At 52.4% G+C, this 18,144-nt stretch carries 1 protein-coding gene (running past both ends of the window); it reads left to right on the top strand.

On the top strand, nucleotides 1-18,144 hold part of the coding region annotated (locus C6H66_RS25630) for a non-ribosomal peptide synthase/polyketide synthase (RefSeq protein WP_146111043.1) (this coding region is incomplete at its 3' end). The annotated region is longer than the window, extending 14,330 nt past the left edge and 12,148 nt past the right edge; 18,144 of 44,622 annotated nt are visible.

The following is an 18,144-nucleotide window of genomic DNA, read 5'->3' as shown; positions in this document are numbered from 1 at the left end:
TGAATTGAGCCTGTCTGAGGTGGACGGTCAAATTGTCGGTTATCTGAATTATGCCACCGCGCTATTTGATCAAGCGACCATTGAGCGACATGTGGGTTATCTCCATACCGTACTGCGGGCGATGGCGGCTAACCCTCAACAGCCGGTCGGGAAAATCGATATCCTGACCGTGGCGGAACGCAAACTGTTATTGGAAACCTGGAACACGACCGAAATGTCGTATCCAGATCACAGTTGTATTCACCGACTGTTTGAGCAATGGGCAGAGAAAAATCCGGATGCCACGGCGCTAGTCTATGAACGGCACATCCTCAGTTATGCTGAATTAAATGTGCGTGCTAATCGGCTGGCGCATCAACTGATTACGTTGGGTGTAATGCCGGATCAGCGAGTGGCGATTTGTGTGGCACGTTCGCCAGCAATGATAATCGGGTTGTTAGCGGTGCTGAAAGCCGGGGGCGCCTATGTGCCACTGGATCCGACTTATTCTGGCGAGCGTCTGGGGCATATTCTGGCTGATGCCGAGCCGGCTATTTTGTTGGCGGATAATACTGGACGTGCTGCGTTGGGTGAGAAGGCGCTTGCAGACCTGATTATGCTTGATCCGAATATCCAGTTTGACCAGGCGGACAGTAATCCGCAGATACCTGAATTGACTGAACGACATTTGGCCTATGTGGTTTACACCTCAGGTTCGACCGGCACGCCGAAAGGGGTGATGGTGGAACATCGCGGGGTAGTTAACTTGGCTCTGGCTCAAATTACCCGATTTAGCGTTGATGAAACCAGTCGGATATTGCAATTTGCTTCATCAGGTTTTGATGCCAGTGTCTCGGAAATCATGACCGCGTTAAGTGGCGGGGCTTGTCTGGTTATTCCTACCGATATCATCCGTCATGATCCGCGTCGTCTTTGGTCTTATCTCGAAAAACAAGCAGTAACGCACGCTTTCCTGCCACCGGCTCTGTTCCGGGAAGAGAGCGATTTACCGGTAATAACGATAAAGCCTACGTTAATATTTGCAGGAGAAGCGCCAGGTTCAACCCTGTTCCGGACGTTGTGTGATCGGGCAAATCTATTCAATGATTATGGCCCGACGGAAATTACGGTTTGCGCCACCTCTTGGTCTTGCCCATCAGACTATACAGATGCATGGGTTCCTATTGGACGCCCAACAACCAACACACGGGTTTATCTGCTGGATGCTTATGGTCAGCCGGTACCGTTGGGGGCGGTGGGGGAATTGTATATCGGTGGCGTGGGTGTTGCTCGTGGTTATCTCAATCGTCCTGAGTTGACCGCTGAACGTTTCCTAACAGATCCGTTCAGTAATGAACCTGATGCCCGCCAGTATCGCACTGGGGATTTAGCCCGTTACCTGCCGGACGGCAATCTGGTATTTGTTGGCCGTAACGATCAGCAGGTTAAAATCAGGGGGTTCCGTATTGAGCCGGAGGAAATTGAAACGCGGCTGACGGAGCATCCTGCGGTAAGTGGCGCATTGGTGCTGGTGTTAAGTGACGGGCAGGACAAACGGCTGGTGGCTTATGTGGTGGCAGAGCCAGATGACGGATTGACGGCGAGCCTGCGCGAATATTTGAGCGCCATTTTGCCTGATTATATGGTGCCGGCCGCTTTTGTACGCCTGAATGCCTTCCCTCTGACCCCAAGCGGTAAGCTAGATCGCCGAGCACTGCCAGCGCCGGGGGCGGATGCTTTTGCTCGTCAGGTTTATGCAGCGCCGGAAGGGGAAACAGAAACCCTATTGGCCGCCATCTGGGGCGAGTTGTTGGGTATCGAACAGATCAGTCGGCATGACAGTTTCTTTGCCTTGGGCGGCCATTCTCTGCTTGCGGTGCGAATGATTGAACGTCTGCGTAACGCGGGATTAACGCTGGCGGTGTATGATCTGTTCCAATCTCCGGTGTTGTCCGCATTTGCCCAAACAGTAGGGCAGTCACAAGCGGTGGTGGTGCCGGAGAATGTCATCACCCCGGCCACCACGGCACTCACACCTGAAATGTTGCCGTTGGTTGAGCTGACCCAAACTGAGATTGACCATATCATTGCACAAGTACCATGTGGGATGACTAATATTCAGGATATCTATGCTTTGTCACCGTTGCAGGACGGGATTCTGTTCCACCACTTATTAAGCAATGAAGGCGATCCATATCTATTGGTCGGCCAGATGGTCTTTGCTGATCGTTCATTGTTGGATCGTTATCTGGCGGCAGTGCAACAGGTGGTTAATCGCCACGATACTCTACGTACTGCTTTTATCTGGCAAGGATTATCTGCGCCGGTTCAGGTAGTCTGGCGTCAGGCGCCGTTATCAGTTGTGGAACTGATATTAGATCCTGCTGACGGGCCGGTTTATGAGCAATTGGCTCAACGTTTTGATCCGCGTCAGCATCGTCTCGATCTGGGCCAGGCGCCACTGTTACGTTTTGTTATTGCACAGGAAACGGATGGTCGCTGGATTGCACTGCAATTACAGCATCATCTGATTGGCGATCATACCGCAATGGATGTGATGAGCCGCGAAGTTCAGGCGTACCTTACCGGGCAGGAAGAGAGCTTACCGGCACCGGTCCCTTTCCGCAATCTGGTGGCTCAGGTTCGTCTTGGGGTGAATCAGGCAGAGCATACCCGTTTCTTTACTGACATGTTGGCAGATGTGGATGAACCGACGTTGCCGTTCGGATTGACGGAAGTACATCGGGATGGTTCTCAGATGACCCAATCGTACCGAATGTTGCCCGCGATACTGAACAACCGCTTGCGTAGTCAGGCCCGGTGTTTGGGTGTCAGTCTGGCCGCGCTGTGCCATCTGGCTTGGGCACAGGTATTGTCGCGTACCAGCGGACAGGAGAAAGTGGTATTCGGCACCGTATTGTTTGGGCGTATGCAGACAGGACAAGGTGCTGACAGCGGTATGGGGCTGTTTATCAATACCTTGCCGTTACGGCTGGATATGGATGATACTCCAGTACGGGGGAGTGTACAGGCAGCACATGCCCGGTTAGCCGAATTACTGGAGCATGAACACGCTTCACTGGCGCTGGCTCAACGTTGCAGTGGGGTACAAGGTGAAGTTCCACTCTTTAGTGCTTTGTTGAACTACCGGCACAGTGCGTTATCTGCGACTTCGAATGAAATCATGAATGGTGTTGAGTTTCTTGGCGCGCAGGAACGCACTAACTATCCGTTTACTCTATCGGTGGAGGATTTTGGTAATGCGCTGGGGCTAACAGCGCAAATTGTTCAGCCATTTGATCCGGAGCGGGTGTGCGGTTATATGCAACAAGCGCTGGAAAGTTTGGCAGAAATACTTGAGCTGGCCCCGGAAACGCCGGTACGGACATTGGAAATTTTGCCCGAGTCTGAACGCACATTGTTATTAAAAACCTGGAATGCGACTGAAACTGCCTATTCTGATCCGTTGTATATCCATCAATTATTTGAACAACAAGTGGAGAAAAAACCGGATGCCACGGCACTGGTGTATGAAGAACAGAGGTACAGCTATGCGGAATTGAATACTCGCGCTAACCGCTTGGCCCATCAACTGATTGCGCTGGGTATTGCGCCAGACCAACGAGTGGCGATTTGTGTTACACGTTCACCGACGATGGTCATGGGCTTGCTGGCTGTATTGAAAGCGGGGGGAGCCTATGTTCCATTGGACCCGGCTTATCCGAGGGAACGTTTGGCACATATTTTGACTGATGCAGCACCGGCTATTGTGCTGGCGGATAATGCCGGATGTGTCGCACTGGGTGAGAAAGCGCTTGCAGGATTCACTGTACTGGATCCGAATACTTTGCCGGATAAGCCGGACAGTAACCCGCAAGTGACCGCACTGACTGCACAGCATCTGGCGTATGTGATTTACACCTCGGGTTCAACTGGCACACCAAAAGGTGTGATGGTTGAGCATCGTGGGCTAATCAATCTTATCCGGGATAAAATCACTCAGTTTGGCATTCACTCGGATAGCCGGATGTTGCAGTTTGCCTCGTTGAGTTTTGATGCCAGTGTTTGGGAAATCATGATGGCGTTGGGAAGTGGGGCCTGTCTGGTTATTGCTGTCGATATCGTCCGTCAGGACCCGCTTCGCCTCTGGCATTATCTGGAACAACAGGCAGTGACCCATGCCTGTTTGACCCCGGCTTTGCTTCGGGATGGGGGAGATTTACCGGCGCTGACGATAACACCGACAGTGATATTAGGCGGTGAAGCACCTAGTGCTGCACTATTTCAGACACTTTGTCGTCGGGCGACGGTGTTTAATGCCTATGGCCCGACAGAAATCACGGTGTGTGCGACGACTTGGCGTTGCCCGCCAGACTACACGGATACGTTAGTGCCTATCGGCTATCCGACGGCGAACACCCAGATTTATTTGTTGGACACCTACCGCCAGCTTGTGCCATTGGGGGTAGTGGGTGAGTTGTATGTTGGTGGGGAGGGTGTGGCGCGTGGCTACCTTAATCGACCTGAACTGACGGCTGAACGCTTCTTAGCTGACCCGTTTAGTGAGATGCCGGATGCGCGGATGTATCGGACCGGGGATTTGGCCCGTTATCTGCCAGATGGCAATTTAGTATTTGTTGGTCGTAATGACCAGCAGATTAAAATTCGGGGCTTCCGGATTGAACCGGGTGAAATTGAGACCCGGTTGATAGAGTACCCGGCGGTGCGTGAAGCGGTGGTGTTAGCGCTGGGTCAGGGGCACGATAAGCGTTTGGTAGCCTGGGTGGTGGCAGAAGAAAACGATGAGTTGGCGAATAGCCTGCGTACTCACCTGAGCGCAATTTTGCCGGATTATATGATGCCGGCGGCTTTTGTCCGTTTGGATACACTGCCGTTGACGCCAAATGGAAAACTGGACCGTCTAGCTTTACCGGCACCGGACGAAGAAGCATTTTCCCGTCAGATTTACGAAGCGCCACAAGGCGAAACAGAGATAGCACTGGCGGCTATCTGGCGTGAGTTACTGGGGATTGAGCAGGTGGGGCGGTATGACAGCTTCTTTGCCCTAGGAGGCCATTCGTTGTTGGCGGTGCGAATGATGAACCGAATAGCGGCTTTAGGCATTGAATTGCCGCTGACCACGTTATTTAAATCACCGACATTGGCAGCCTTTGCTGAGGTAATGGGGATTCAGCTTGGTGAACAGAACAATAGCGTGTCTGCTATGGTACCGATATCCCGCGAGGGCGGCGCATTACCTTTGTCATTTACTCAACAGCGTCTATGGTTCCTGGCGCAATTTGAGGGGGTTAGCGAGACCTATCATGTCCCAATGGCCCTGCGTTTACATGGTCAGTTGGATATCGTCGCCTGGCAGCAGGCGCTGAATCGCTTGTTTGCCCGTCACGAGGCTTTGCGTTCCATCTTTATCTCGGTGGATGGTCAGCCTAAAGTCGAATTGTTGCCGGCTGAATTGGGTTTGCCGATGAGCAAACACGATTTGCGCAAAGTGTCTGATGCAGATAAACAGTTTGAGCGTTTATGTGTACAGGAAGCGGAGGCGCCGTTTGATCTTGCTGGTGGTCCGTTAATCCGAGCGGGTCTGATACAACGGGCTGACGATGATTACGTCTTTTTGCTGACTCAGCATCATATTGTGTCAGACGGCTGGTCGGCTGGCGTATTGATGCGCGAATTAAGCGCCCTCTATACCGCTTTTTCAATGGGGCTGCCAGATCCGTTGCCGCCACTGGCAATTCAGTATCCTGATTATGCCGCCTGGCAGCGTCAGTGGCTGTCGGCGGAGCGGTTACAAATCCAATCTGACTATTGGAGAATGAGTCTGGCAGACGCGCCGGTTCTACTGGATTTGCCTACTGATCGATCACGTCCATCTCAGCAGTCGTTTGCCGGGGCTTTATTGCCCGTCAATCTGGATGCGGAATTAACCCAATCTCTTAAACGTTTGAGTGAGCAACAGGGCGTCACGTTATTTATGACGTTGCTGGCTGCTTGGGCAACAGTCTTATCACGCCTATCAGGTCAGGAAGATCTGGTTATCGGTACGCCAAGTGCCGGTCGTAGTCGGCAGGAAATGGAGTCCCTGATCGGCTTTTTTGTGAATACATTGGCGTTGCGTATGGACTTATCCGGCGTCCCCAATGTGGCAGAATTGCTGGAGCGTGTGAGACAAACTGCGCTGGCGGCACAGGAGCATCAGGATCTACCGTTTGAACAGGTAGTGGAAATCGTACAACCACCACGTCACCTGGCGCATACTCCGCTGTTCCAAGTGATGTTTGCCTGGCAAAACAATGAAGGCATGGAATGGCGGATGCCGGGACTGACGGTTTCACCGGCCGATCAATACATTGATATTGTTAAATTTGATCTTGAGTTGAGCCTGTCTGAGGTGGACGGTCGAATTGTCGGTTATCTGAATTATTCCACTGCGCTATTTGATCAACTTACCATTGAGCGGCAGATGGGCTATCTCCATACCGTACTACGAGAGATGGCGACTAACCCTCAACAGCCAGTTGGGAAAATCGATATCCTGACCGTGGTGGAGCGCAAGCTGTTACTGGAAACTTGGAATGCAACCCAGACGCGATATCCTGACCAGACATGCATTCATCGGTTGTTTGAACAGCAGGCGGAGAAAACCCCTGATGCAGTAGCGTTGGTGTATGAAGAGTACATTCTCAGTTATGCCGAATTAAATGCTCGTGCCAACCGACTGGCCCGCCAGTTAATTAAGCGAGGGGTACAGTTGGATGATCGGATTGTGGTGTTGTTAGAACGATCTATTGAGCTGGTTGTGGCTCAATTGGCAATTCTCAAAGCCGGGGCCGTGTATGTGCCAATCGATCCCCGTGTGCCAGATGAGCGGAAAAACTGGCTGATAAGCGATTGTTCAGCCAAATTATTGCTCACTGATATCCCGATTGATCTGGCTATTCCCACGTATTGCCTTGCTGATGAGATGGGTATTATCAGGGAGGAGGATTACCTTAATCTTGACTTGCCTAGGTCCAGTACCGAGCTAGCTTATATTATGTACACTTCCGGCTCGACTGGCACGCCAAAAGGGGTAATGGTGCCACACCGCGCTGTGGTTCGACTGGTCATCAATAATGGGTACGCTGAAATCGGGCCGGATGATCGGGTGGCGTTTGAGGCCAACCCGGCTTTTGATGCCAGCACCTTTGAAGTCTGGGCGCCATTGCTCAATGGCGGTACGCTGGTGGTGATTGATCACACCACATTGCTGACGCCTAAAGAATTCGTTCAGGCATTACAGACTTATCGTATTACGGTGCTGTGGCTGAGTGTCGGGCTGTTTAACCGGCTGGCGGCAGAATTGTCTCCGGTGTTGCCACAAATCAAGATTCTGATTGTTGGCGGTGATGTCCTTGATCCCCATGTGATGGCGCAGGTTTTACGTGATAGCCCGCCGCAACAGTTATTAAATGGCTATGGACCAAGTGAGGGCGCCACCTTTACCACCACTTACCGTATCACAGAATTATCGCCAGAAGTGACTCGTATCCCCATTGGTCGACCAATAGCTAATACACGGGTTTATCTGTTGGATACCTATGGTCAGTTAGTGCCGCAGGGAGTAATCGGTGAGATTTATATCGGTGGAGATGGGGTTGCCTGTGGCTATCTCAATCGTCCTGAATTGACCGCGGAACGTTTTCTGCCAGATCCGTTTAGTGATAAGCCGGATGCCCGTATGTACCGAACCGGGGATTTGGCCCGTTACCTGCCAGACGGCAATTTGGAGTTCCTGGGACGTAATGACCAGCAGGTGAAAATACGTGGTTTCCGTATTGAACTAGGAGAAATCGAAGCCCGATTGCAGGAACATCCGGCAGTGCATGAAGCGGTTGTGCAAGTACTGGGCGACGGTCAGGACAAACGGTTGGTGGCTTATGTGGTAACAGAAGCGGACGAGGAGTTAGTTAACCGTCTGCATACCTATCTGAGTACCATTTTACCGGATTATATGGTGCCGACGGCCTTTGTACGTCTGGATACTTTCCCGTTGACGCCAAACGGCAAATTGGATCGTCGGGCATTACCAGTGCCGGGGGAGGAAGCGTTTGCCCGACAGGTTTATGAAGCACCGCAGGGAGAAACAGAAACCCTATTGGCCGCTATCTGGAGCGAATTGTTAGGTATTGAACAGATCAGTCGGCACGACAGTTTCTTTGCCTTGGGCGGTCATTCTCTGCTTGCAGTGCGGATGATTGAACGCCTGCGCCATGTTGGACTAACGCTGGCGGTGCGTGACCTGTTTCAATTCCCGGTGTTATCGGCATTTGCCCAAACAGTAGGGCAATCACCGGCGGTGGTGGTGCCGACGAATGTCATTACCCCGTCGACCACGGCGCTCACACCTGAGATGTTGCCGCTGATTGAGCTGACCCAACCTGAAATTGACCATATCGTGGAACAAGTGCCGGGTGGGGTGGCTAATATTCAGGATATCTATGCCTTGTCACCGTTGCAGGACGGTATTCTGTTCCACCATCTGCTGGCGAATGGAGGTGACCCGTATCTATTGGTCAGCCAAATGGTCTTTGCTGATCGTTCATTGTTGGATCGTTATCTGGCAGCGGTGCAACAGGTAGTTAATCGCCACGATATTCTGCGTACCGCCTTTGTTTGGCAAGGGTTATCAGCGCCTGCTCAAGTGGTTTGGCGTCAGGCTCAATTGTCAATTATTGAACTGACATTAGACCCGGTTGATGGGCCGATCCGTGACCAGTTAGCTCAACATTTTGATCCACGTCGCTATCGTATTGATCTGCAACGAGCTCCATTGTTGCACTTTGTGGTAGCACAGGAAGAGGATGGTCATTGGCGCGTACTGCAATTGCTGCATCACCTGATTGGTGATCATACTGCAATGGAAGTGATGCATGGCGAGGTTCAGGCTTATCTTGCCGGACGGGAAGAGAACTTGCCTGTGCCGGTCCCTTTCCGCAATTTGGTGGCTCAAGTTCGTCTGGGAATGAGTCAGGCCGAACATACCCGTTTCTTTACTGACATGTTGGTTGAGGTGGATGAACCAACACTACCATTTGGGTTCACGGAGGTACATCGGGATGGTTCGCAGGTGACGGAATCGCACCGGATGTTACCCGCTATGTTAAATGATCGTCTGCGCAGTCAGGCCCGACGTCTGGGGGTCAGTTTGGCGACTTTGTGCCATCTGGCTTGGGCACAGGTGTTGTCACGTACCAGTGGGCAGGAGAAAGTGGTGTTCGGCACCGTGCTGTTTGGGCGAATGCAGGCAGGACACGGAGGTGACAGCGGCATGGGGCTGTTTATCAATACCTTACCGTTGCGACTGGATATGGATGATACCTCGGTGCAGGACAGTGTACGGGCAGCGCATGCCCGGTTAGCTGGATTGCTGGAGCATGAGCATGCCTCACTGGCGCTGGCTCAACGTTGCAGTGGAATACCGGGGGAAGCGCCCCTCTTTAGTGCTTTGCTGAACTACCGACATAGTGCGCAGTCGGTTACTACGGATACAATCATCAGCGGTATTGAATTCTTGGGCGGACAAGAACGCACTAACTATCCGTTTGTCTTGTCCGTAGAGGATGTTGGTTACGCTTTGGGATTGACGGCGCAAATTGTTCAACCGATTGATCCGGAGCGGATATGTGGTTATATGCAACAGGCGCTGGAAAGTCTGGCGGAGGCTCTTGAACAGCGTCCGGAAACACCGGTACGAACATTGAATATCTTACCGACAGCGGAGAAAAAGCTGTTGCTGGAAACCTGGAATGCAACCGAAACGTCGTATCCAGATCACGATTGTATTCATCGACTGTTTGAACAATGGGCAGAGAAAAGCCCGGATGCCACAGCACTGGTATATGAAGAACAGAGTCTCAGCTATGCTGAGCTCAATGCCCGCGCCAACCGTCTGGCGCATCAACTGATAGCGTTGGGCGTTACGCCGGACCAACGGGTGGCGGTTTGTGTGTCACGTTCACCGGCAATGGTGGTGGGGGTATTAGCGGTGCTGAAAGCCGGTGGCGCCTATGTGCCGCTGGATCCGGTCTATACCGGTGAGCGCCTGGCACATATCCTGACTGATGCTGCCCCTGCTATTTTGCTGGCGGATAAAGTCGGGTGTGATGCGCTGGGAGAGGACGCGCTGGCAGGGCTGACGGTACTTGACCCGAATAGCCCGTTTGATCAATCGGACAGTAACCCGCAGGTGCCGGCATTGACGGCACAACATCTGGCGTATGTCATTTACACCTCGGGCTCGACTGGCACGCCGAAAGGGGTGATGGTGGAACATCGTAATATTCAGCGTTTGTTTGATGCGACTGAATCCTGGTACCATTTTAATCGACAAGATGTTTGGTGCCTGTTCCATTCCATTGCGTTTGACTTCTCGGTATGGGAATTATGGGGGGCCTTACGCTACGGCGCTAAACTGGTGTTGGTTCCGCACGCGATTGCCCGTTCACCCCAGGAGCTGCATCAATTCGTGTGTCGGCATGGCATCACGGTGTTGAATCAGACCCCCAGTGCTTTCAAAGCCTTTATTGCCAGCTATATCGCCAATCCGTTACCGGACTGTTTGCGCTATATCATCTTTGGCGGGGAAGCCCTCGATCCGAGTATTTTGAAGCCGTGGTATGCCCTGCGTGAGGAGACGTTGCCTCAGTTGGTGAATATGTACGGTATCACCGAGACCACGGTTCACGTCACTTACCGGGCTCTGACTCGCCATGATGCAGAACAGACAACGAGTCCTATTGGCACGCGTATTCCGGACTTAACCCTCTATCTGCTGGATAAGTATGGTCAGCCAGTACCGTTAGGCGCGGTAGGAGAGCTCTATATTGGCGGGGCTGGAGTGGCACGGGGTTATCTCAATCGTTCTGAGCTGACAGCGGAACGTTTTCTGGCAGACCCGTTTAGTCATATTCCAGATGCCCGGATGTACCGCACCGGGGATTTAGCTCGCTATCTGCCGGACGGTAATCTGGAGTTCCTGGGCCGAAATGACCAGCAGGTGAAAATCCGTGGTTTCCGCATTGAGCCGGGGGAAATCGAAGCTCGGCTGATAGAACACCCGGCGGTGAGTGAAGCGGTCGTGCTGGCGCTCGGCGACGGTCAGGACAAACGGCTGGTGGCTTATGTGGTGGCCGAAGCGGATGAGGAGTTAATTAATCGTCTGCGTACTCACTTAAGTGCGATTTTACCGGATTATATGGTGCCAGCCGCTTTTGTTTGTATGGATGCCTTCCCGTTAACACTGAACGGCAAACTAGATCGCCGGGCGCTACCAGCACCGGGAGAAGATGCCTTTGCCCGTCAAGTTTATGCGGCACCACGAGGGGAAACAGAAACTCTGCTAGCCGATATTTGGAGCGAGTTGTTGGGTATTGAACAGGTGAGTCGGCATGACAGCTTCTTTGCATTGGGAGGACATTCGCTGTTGGCGGTTCGGATGATTGAACGTTTGCGTAATGCGGGGTTAACGCTAGCAGTGCGTGATTTATTCCAATCCCCGGTGTTATCGGCATTTGCCCAAACAGTAGGGCAATCACCGGCGGTGGTGGTGCCGACGAATGTCATTACCCCAGCGACCACGGCACTCACACCTGATATGTTGCCGTTGGCTGATCTGACTCAACCTGAAATTGACTATATCGTTGTACAAGTACCGGGTGGGGTTGCCAATATTCAGGATATCTATGGTTTATCACCGTTGCAGGACGGTATTCTGTTCCACCATTTGTTGGCGAATAAAGGCGATCCGTATCTGCTGGCTGGTCAGATAGTTTTTGCTAACCGCGCCTTATTGGACAACTATTTGGCGGCAGTACAACAAGTGGTTAATCGCCACGATATTTTGCGTACCGCTTTTCTCTGGCAAGGATTATCCGCGCCGGTTCAGGTAGTTTGGCGTCAGGCTCAATTGTTAGTCACTGAACTGACACTAGACCCGGTTGATGGATCGGCCTGTGACCAGTTAGCTCAACATTTTGATCCGCGTCGCTATCGTATTGATCTGCAAAGAGCACCACTGTTGCACTTTGCAGTGGCGCAGGAGGACGATGGCCGTTGGAGCGTACTGCAATTGCAGCATCATCTGATTGGCGACCATACCACAATGGAAGTGATGCATGGCGAGATTCAGGCTTATCTTGCCGGACAGGAAGAGAACTTGCCTGCGCCGGTCCCTTTCCGCAATCTGGTGGCTCAAGTCCGGTTGGGGGTGAGTCAGGCCGAACATACCCGCTTCTTTACTGACATGTTGTCTGAAGTGGATGAACCGACGCTGCCGTTCGGGTTGACGGAAGTCCATCGGGATGGTTCACAGGTGATGGAATCGCACCAGATGTTAACGCCTGAACTGAATGATCGTCTACGTAGTCAGGCCCGGCGTCTGGGTGTCAGTTTAGCAACTTTATGCCATCTGGCCTGGGCGCAGGTTTTGTCGCGTACCAGCGGACAGGTAAAAGTGGTATTCGGCACCGTGCTGTTTGGACGGATGCAGGCAGGGCAAGGGGCTGACAATGGAATGGGGCTGTTTACCAATACCTTGCCGTTGCGACTGGATATGGATGATACCCCGGTGCAGGACAGTGTACGAATAGCCCATACTCGGTTAGCTGAATTGCTGGAGCATGAACATGCCTCACTGGCGCTGGCCCAACGTTGCAGTGAGGTGCCGGGGGAAACGCCCCTCTTTAGCGCATTACTAAACTACCGGCATAGTGCGCATCCGGTTACCACGGATGCAACCATCGGCGGTATTGAATTCCTTAGCGGACAAGAGCGAACTAACTATCCGTTTGTCTTGTCGGTGGAGGATTTTGGTCACGCACTGGGGCTGACGGCGCAAATTGTTCAATCGATTGATCCGAAACGCGTGTGCGGTTATATGCAACAGGCGTTGGAAAGTCTGGCAGAGGCGCTTGAGCAACGGCCGGAGACACCGGTACGGGCACTGAATATCTTGCCAGAAGCAGAGAAGAAACTGTTATTGGCAACCTGGAACGCGACTCAGGCACCATATCCTGACCAGAGTTGTATTCACCGGCTGTTTGAACAACAGGCAGAAAACACTCCTGATGCGATAGCATTGGTGTATGGAAAGCACATTCTTAACTATGCCGAATTAAATTCTCGTGCCAACCAACTATCCCATTGGTTAACTGGGCAAGGGGTTCAGCCGGATAACAGGGTTGCTGTGCTGTTAGAGCGTTCTGTTGAGCTGGTAGTGGCTCAATTGGCTATCCTCAAAGCCGGGGCCGTTTATGTGCCGATTGATCCCCAGGTACCGGATGAGCGGAAGCATTGGCTGATAAGCGACTGTTCAGCTAAGTTATTGCTTACCGATATCCCGATTGATTTGGCGATCCCCCGGTTTTGTCTGGCCGATGAGATGGATGCTATCAGGCAGGAAGATAACCGCAATCCTGACTTGCCACGTTCCAGTACTGAACTGGCCTATATCATGTATACCTCCGGCTCAACGGGCACGCCTAAAGGAGTGATGGTACCGCATCGGGCAGTGGTTCGGCTGGTGATTAATAATGGGTACGCCGAAATCGGGCCGGATGATCGGGTAGCGTTTGAAGCTAACCCGGCTTTCGATGCCAGTACCTTTGAAGTTTGGTCGCCGTTGCTCAATGGTGGCGCACTGGTGGTGATTGATCACGCCACGTTGCTAATGCCTAAAGAATTTGTTCAGGCATTACAGACTTATCGCATTACCGTGCTGTGGCTAAGTGTCGGGCTATTTAACCGTCTGGCGGCAGAGTTGTCCCCGGCTCTCCCGCAGCTCAAAATCCTCATTGTCGGCGGCGATGTGCTGGATCCACATGTGATTAGGCAAGTTCTGCGTGATAATCCACCGCAACAGTTATTGAATGGTTATGGACCAAGTGAGGGCACTACCTTTACCACCACCTACCGAATCACGGCATTATCGCCAGAAGTGGCGAGAGTCCCCATTGGTCGACCGATAGCTAATACACGGGTTTATCTGTTGGATGCTTATGGTCAGCCGGTGCCGCAGGGAGCAACCGGTGAGATTTATATCGGTGGAGATGGAGTTGCTTGTGGCTATCTTAATCGTTCTGAATTGATGGCTGAACGTTTCCTGGCAGACCCGTTTAGTCATATTCCAGATGCTCGGATGTACCGCACCGGGGATTTGGCCCGTTACCTGCCGGACGGCAATCTGGAATTTCTGGGTCGTAACGACCAGCAGGTTAAGATCCGCGGTTTCCGCATTGAACTGGGGGAAATCGAAGCCCGATTGCTGGAACACCCAGCAGTGCATAAAGCGGTTGTGCTGGTGATGGATGACGGTCAGGATAAACGGCTGGTAGCTTATGTGGTGGCAGAAGTGGATGAGGGATTGGTCAATTGTCTGCGTACTCACTTAAGTTCGATTTTACCGGATTATATGGTGCCGGCCGCTTTTGTACGTCTGGATAACTTCCCGCTGACGCCAAATGGAAAACTAGATCGGCGGGCATTACCAGCTCCAGGGGAAGAAGATTTTGCCCGGCAGATTTACGCTGCACCGTCAGGGGAGATAGAAACCACATTGGCGACTATCTGGCGTGAATTACTGGGTGTCGAGCGGATTAGTCGATATGACAACTTTTTCGCTTTAGGCGGCCATTCGTTGTTGGCAGTACGAATGATGAACCGGATAGCGGCATTGGGGATTGAATTGCCATTGTCCACGTTGTTTACATTCCCTGTTTTGACCACTTTTGCTGAAGCGATAAGCGCCCAGTTTGGTGAATCGGACAGGATATTACCCGCTATCGTTCCGTTATCTCGTGAGAGCCAATTGCCGTTGTCATTTGCGCAACAGCGTCTGTGGATCTTGACCCAGTTTGACGGAGTGAGTGAAGCTTATCATATTCCGCTGGCTTTACGTCTACATGGTCGGCTGGATATCTCCGCCTGGCAACAGGCGCTTGATACACTGTTTGCCCGCCATGAAGCGTTGCGCTCTGTCTTCGTTGCTGTCGATGGTCAACCGCAGGTGGAGTTGTTGCCAGCGGCATCAGGCTTGCCGATGAAAAAATATGATCTGCGTGACACGCCTGATGCGGATGCGCAACTTGCGTCTCTCTCTGCTCAGGAAGTTGAAACGCCGTTTGATCTTGCCTGTGGCCCATTAATTCGTGCCAGTCTGGTACAACTGGCTGATGATAATCACATTTTCTTGCTGACCCTGCATCATATTGTTTTCGATGGTTGGTCTGTCAGTGTGTTAATGCGTGAATTGAGCACTCTTTATACCGCGTTTCTGGCGGGGCAGTCAGATCCATTGCCACCGTTGACGATTCAGTATCCTGATTACTCTGCCTGGCAGCATCAATGGTTGTCGGCTGAACGCATACAATCTCAATCTGATTATTGGCGTGCGAGACTGATTGATGCACCGGTTCTGCTGGATTTACCTACTGACCGGCCACGTCCGCCTCAGCAGTCATTTGCTGGGGCCTTATTGCCCGTCAGTTTGGATGCGGAGTTAACCCAATCTCTTAAACGCCTGAGTGAGCAACAGGGCGTCACGTTATTTATGACTGTGTTAGCTGCCTGGGCAACAGTGCTGTCACGCCTGTCAGGTCAGGAAGATCTGGTTATCGGTACGCCAAGTGCTGGTCGCGGGCGTCAGGAAGTGGAATCCCTGATTGGCTTCTTTGTGAATACGCTGGCGTTGCGGATGGATTTATCCGGCGCGCCAAATGTGGTGGAATTGCTGGCACGTGTACGACAAACTGCGCTGGCGGCCCAGGAACATCAGGACCTGCCATTTGAACAGGTGGTGGAAATCGTGCAACCGTCGCGCCAACTGGCGCACACCCCGTTGTTCCAGGTGATGTTTGCCTGGCAGAACAATGAGAACACGGAATGGCGACTGCCGGGAGTGGCGGTTTCACCGGTTGAGCAAGCTTTTGATGTGGTTAAGTTTGATCTTGAGCTGAATTTGTTTGAGGTGGAAGGCCAGATTGTCGGTTATCTGAATTATGCCACCGCGCTATTTGATCAAGCTACCATTGAGCGGCAGGTGGGCTATCTCCATACCGTACTGCGAGAGATGGCAGCTAATCCTCAACAGTCGGTCGGGGAAATTAATATCCTGACCGTGGCGGAGCGCAAGCTGTTATTGGAAACCTGGAATGCAACTGAAATGCCGTATTCTGCTCACTGTTGTATTCATCGGCTGTTTGAGCAACAGGCAGAGAGAACCCCGGATGCCACGGCACTGATGTATACAGGGCAAGTCCTCAGTTATGCCGAATTAAATGCCCGTGCTAATCGGCTGGCGCATCAACTGATTACGTTAGGAACGGTACCGGATCATCGGGTGGCAATCTGTGTCGCGAGTTCGCCAGCGCGGATAGTGGGGCTGCTGGCAGTACTGAAAGCCGGGGGCGCTTATGTGCCGCTAGACCCGTCCTATCCGGGGGAACGTCTGGTTCATATTTTAACCGATGCTGCGCCGGTTATTGTGCTGGCGGATGATGCTGGACGTACCGCGTTAGGCGAAAAGGTACTGGTAGGTCTGACTGTACTGGACCCAAATTCATTGCCTGACCAGCCAGATAGCAACCCGCAGATATCGGTATTGACTCCACAACATCTGGCGTATGTGATTTATACCTCCGGTTCGACCGGTATACCCAAAGGGGTGATGGTCGAACATCATGGGCTGGTTAACCTGATTCAAGAAAAAATTGTTCAGTTTGATATTCATCCGGGTAGCCGAATGTTGCAGTTTGCCTCATTTGGTTTTGATGCTGGTGTTTGGGAAACCATGATGGCGTTGTGTAGCGGGGCTATTTTGTCTATCCCTGCCGATACGGTTCGTCAGGACCCCCGCTATCTCTGGCATTATCTGGAAGAACAGGCGATAACCCATGCTTGCCTGACCCCGGCCCTACTTCGGGAGGGGACCGATGTGCCGGAGATGACAATAAGACTGACGTTGATACTCGGTGGTGAAGCGCCCAGCGCAACGCTGCTTCAAGCACTGAGTCGTCGAGCAACGGTGTTTAATGCGTATGGTCCAACGGAAATCACGGTGTGTGCAGCTACCTGGCGTTGTCCGTTAGACTACACTGAGGGTGTCATTGCTATTGGGCGTCCGACAGCTAATATGCGGGTTTATTTGCTGAATACTGACGGTCAGCTGGTACCGTTAGGCTCAGTCGGTGAGCTCTATATTGGCGGTGTCGGGGTAGCGCGAGGTTATCTCAACCGGCCTGACTTGACGGCGGAACGTTTTCTGGCCGATCCGTTTAGTGGTGAATCCGATGCCCGGATGTACCGGACCGGGGATTTGGCCCGCTACCTGCCGGATGGCAATCTGGAATTCCTAGGCCGTAATGACCAGCAGGTGAAAATCCGTGGTTTCCGTATTGAGCCGGGGGAAATCGAAGCTCGATTGCTGGAACACCCAGCGGTGAGTGAAGCGCTGGTGCTGGCTTTGGGCGACGGTCAGGATAAACGGTTGGTGGCTTATGTGGTGGCAGAAGCAGATGAGGCGTTGGTTAATCATCTACGTACTCATCTGAGTGGGATTTTACCGGATTATATGGTACCGGCCGCTTTTGTGCGTTTGGATACCTTCCCGTTGACACCGAACGGTAAACTGGATCGCCGGGCGCTACCGGCACCGGGGGGAGATGCCTTTGCCCGTCAGGTTTATGCCGCGCCGCAAGGGGAGACAGAAACGCTGCTAGCCGCTATCTGGTGCGAGTTGTTGGGCATTGAACAGGTCAGTCGGCATGACAGTTTCTTTGCTCTGGGCGGTCATTCGTTGCTGGCGGTACGGATGGTTGAACGTCTGCGTAATGTAGGGTTAACCCTGGCGGTGCGGGATTTATTCCAATCTCCAGTGTTATCTGAATTTGCCCAAACAGTAGGGCAATCACAGGCAGTGGTGGTACCGGCGAATGTCATTACCCCGGAGACTACGGAACTTATACCAGCGATGTTGCCGTTGATTGAGCTGACCCAACTTGAGATTGACCATATCGTGGAACAAGTGCCGGGTGGAGTGGCTAATATTCAGGATATCTATGCCCTGTCACCGTTGCAGGATGGCATTCTGTTCCACCATTTGCTGGCGAA

Source organism: Photorhabdus hindustanensis (genome assembly GCF_002968995.1).
Lineage (GTDB): Bacteria > Pseudomonadota > Gammaproteobacteria > Enterobacterales > Enterobacteriaceae > Photorhabdus > Photorhabdus akhurstii.
This window is presented reverse-complemented; position numbering and strand designations above follow the sequence as displayed.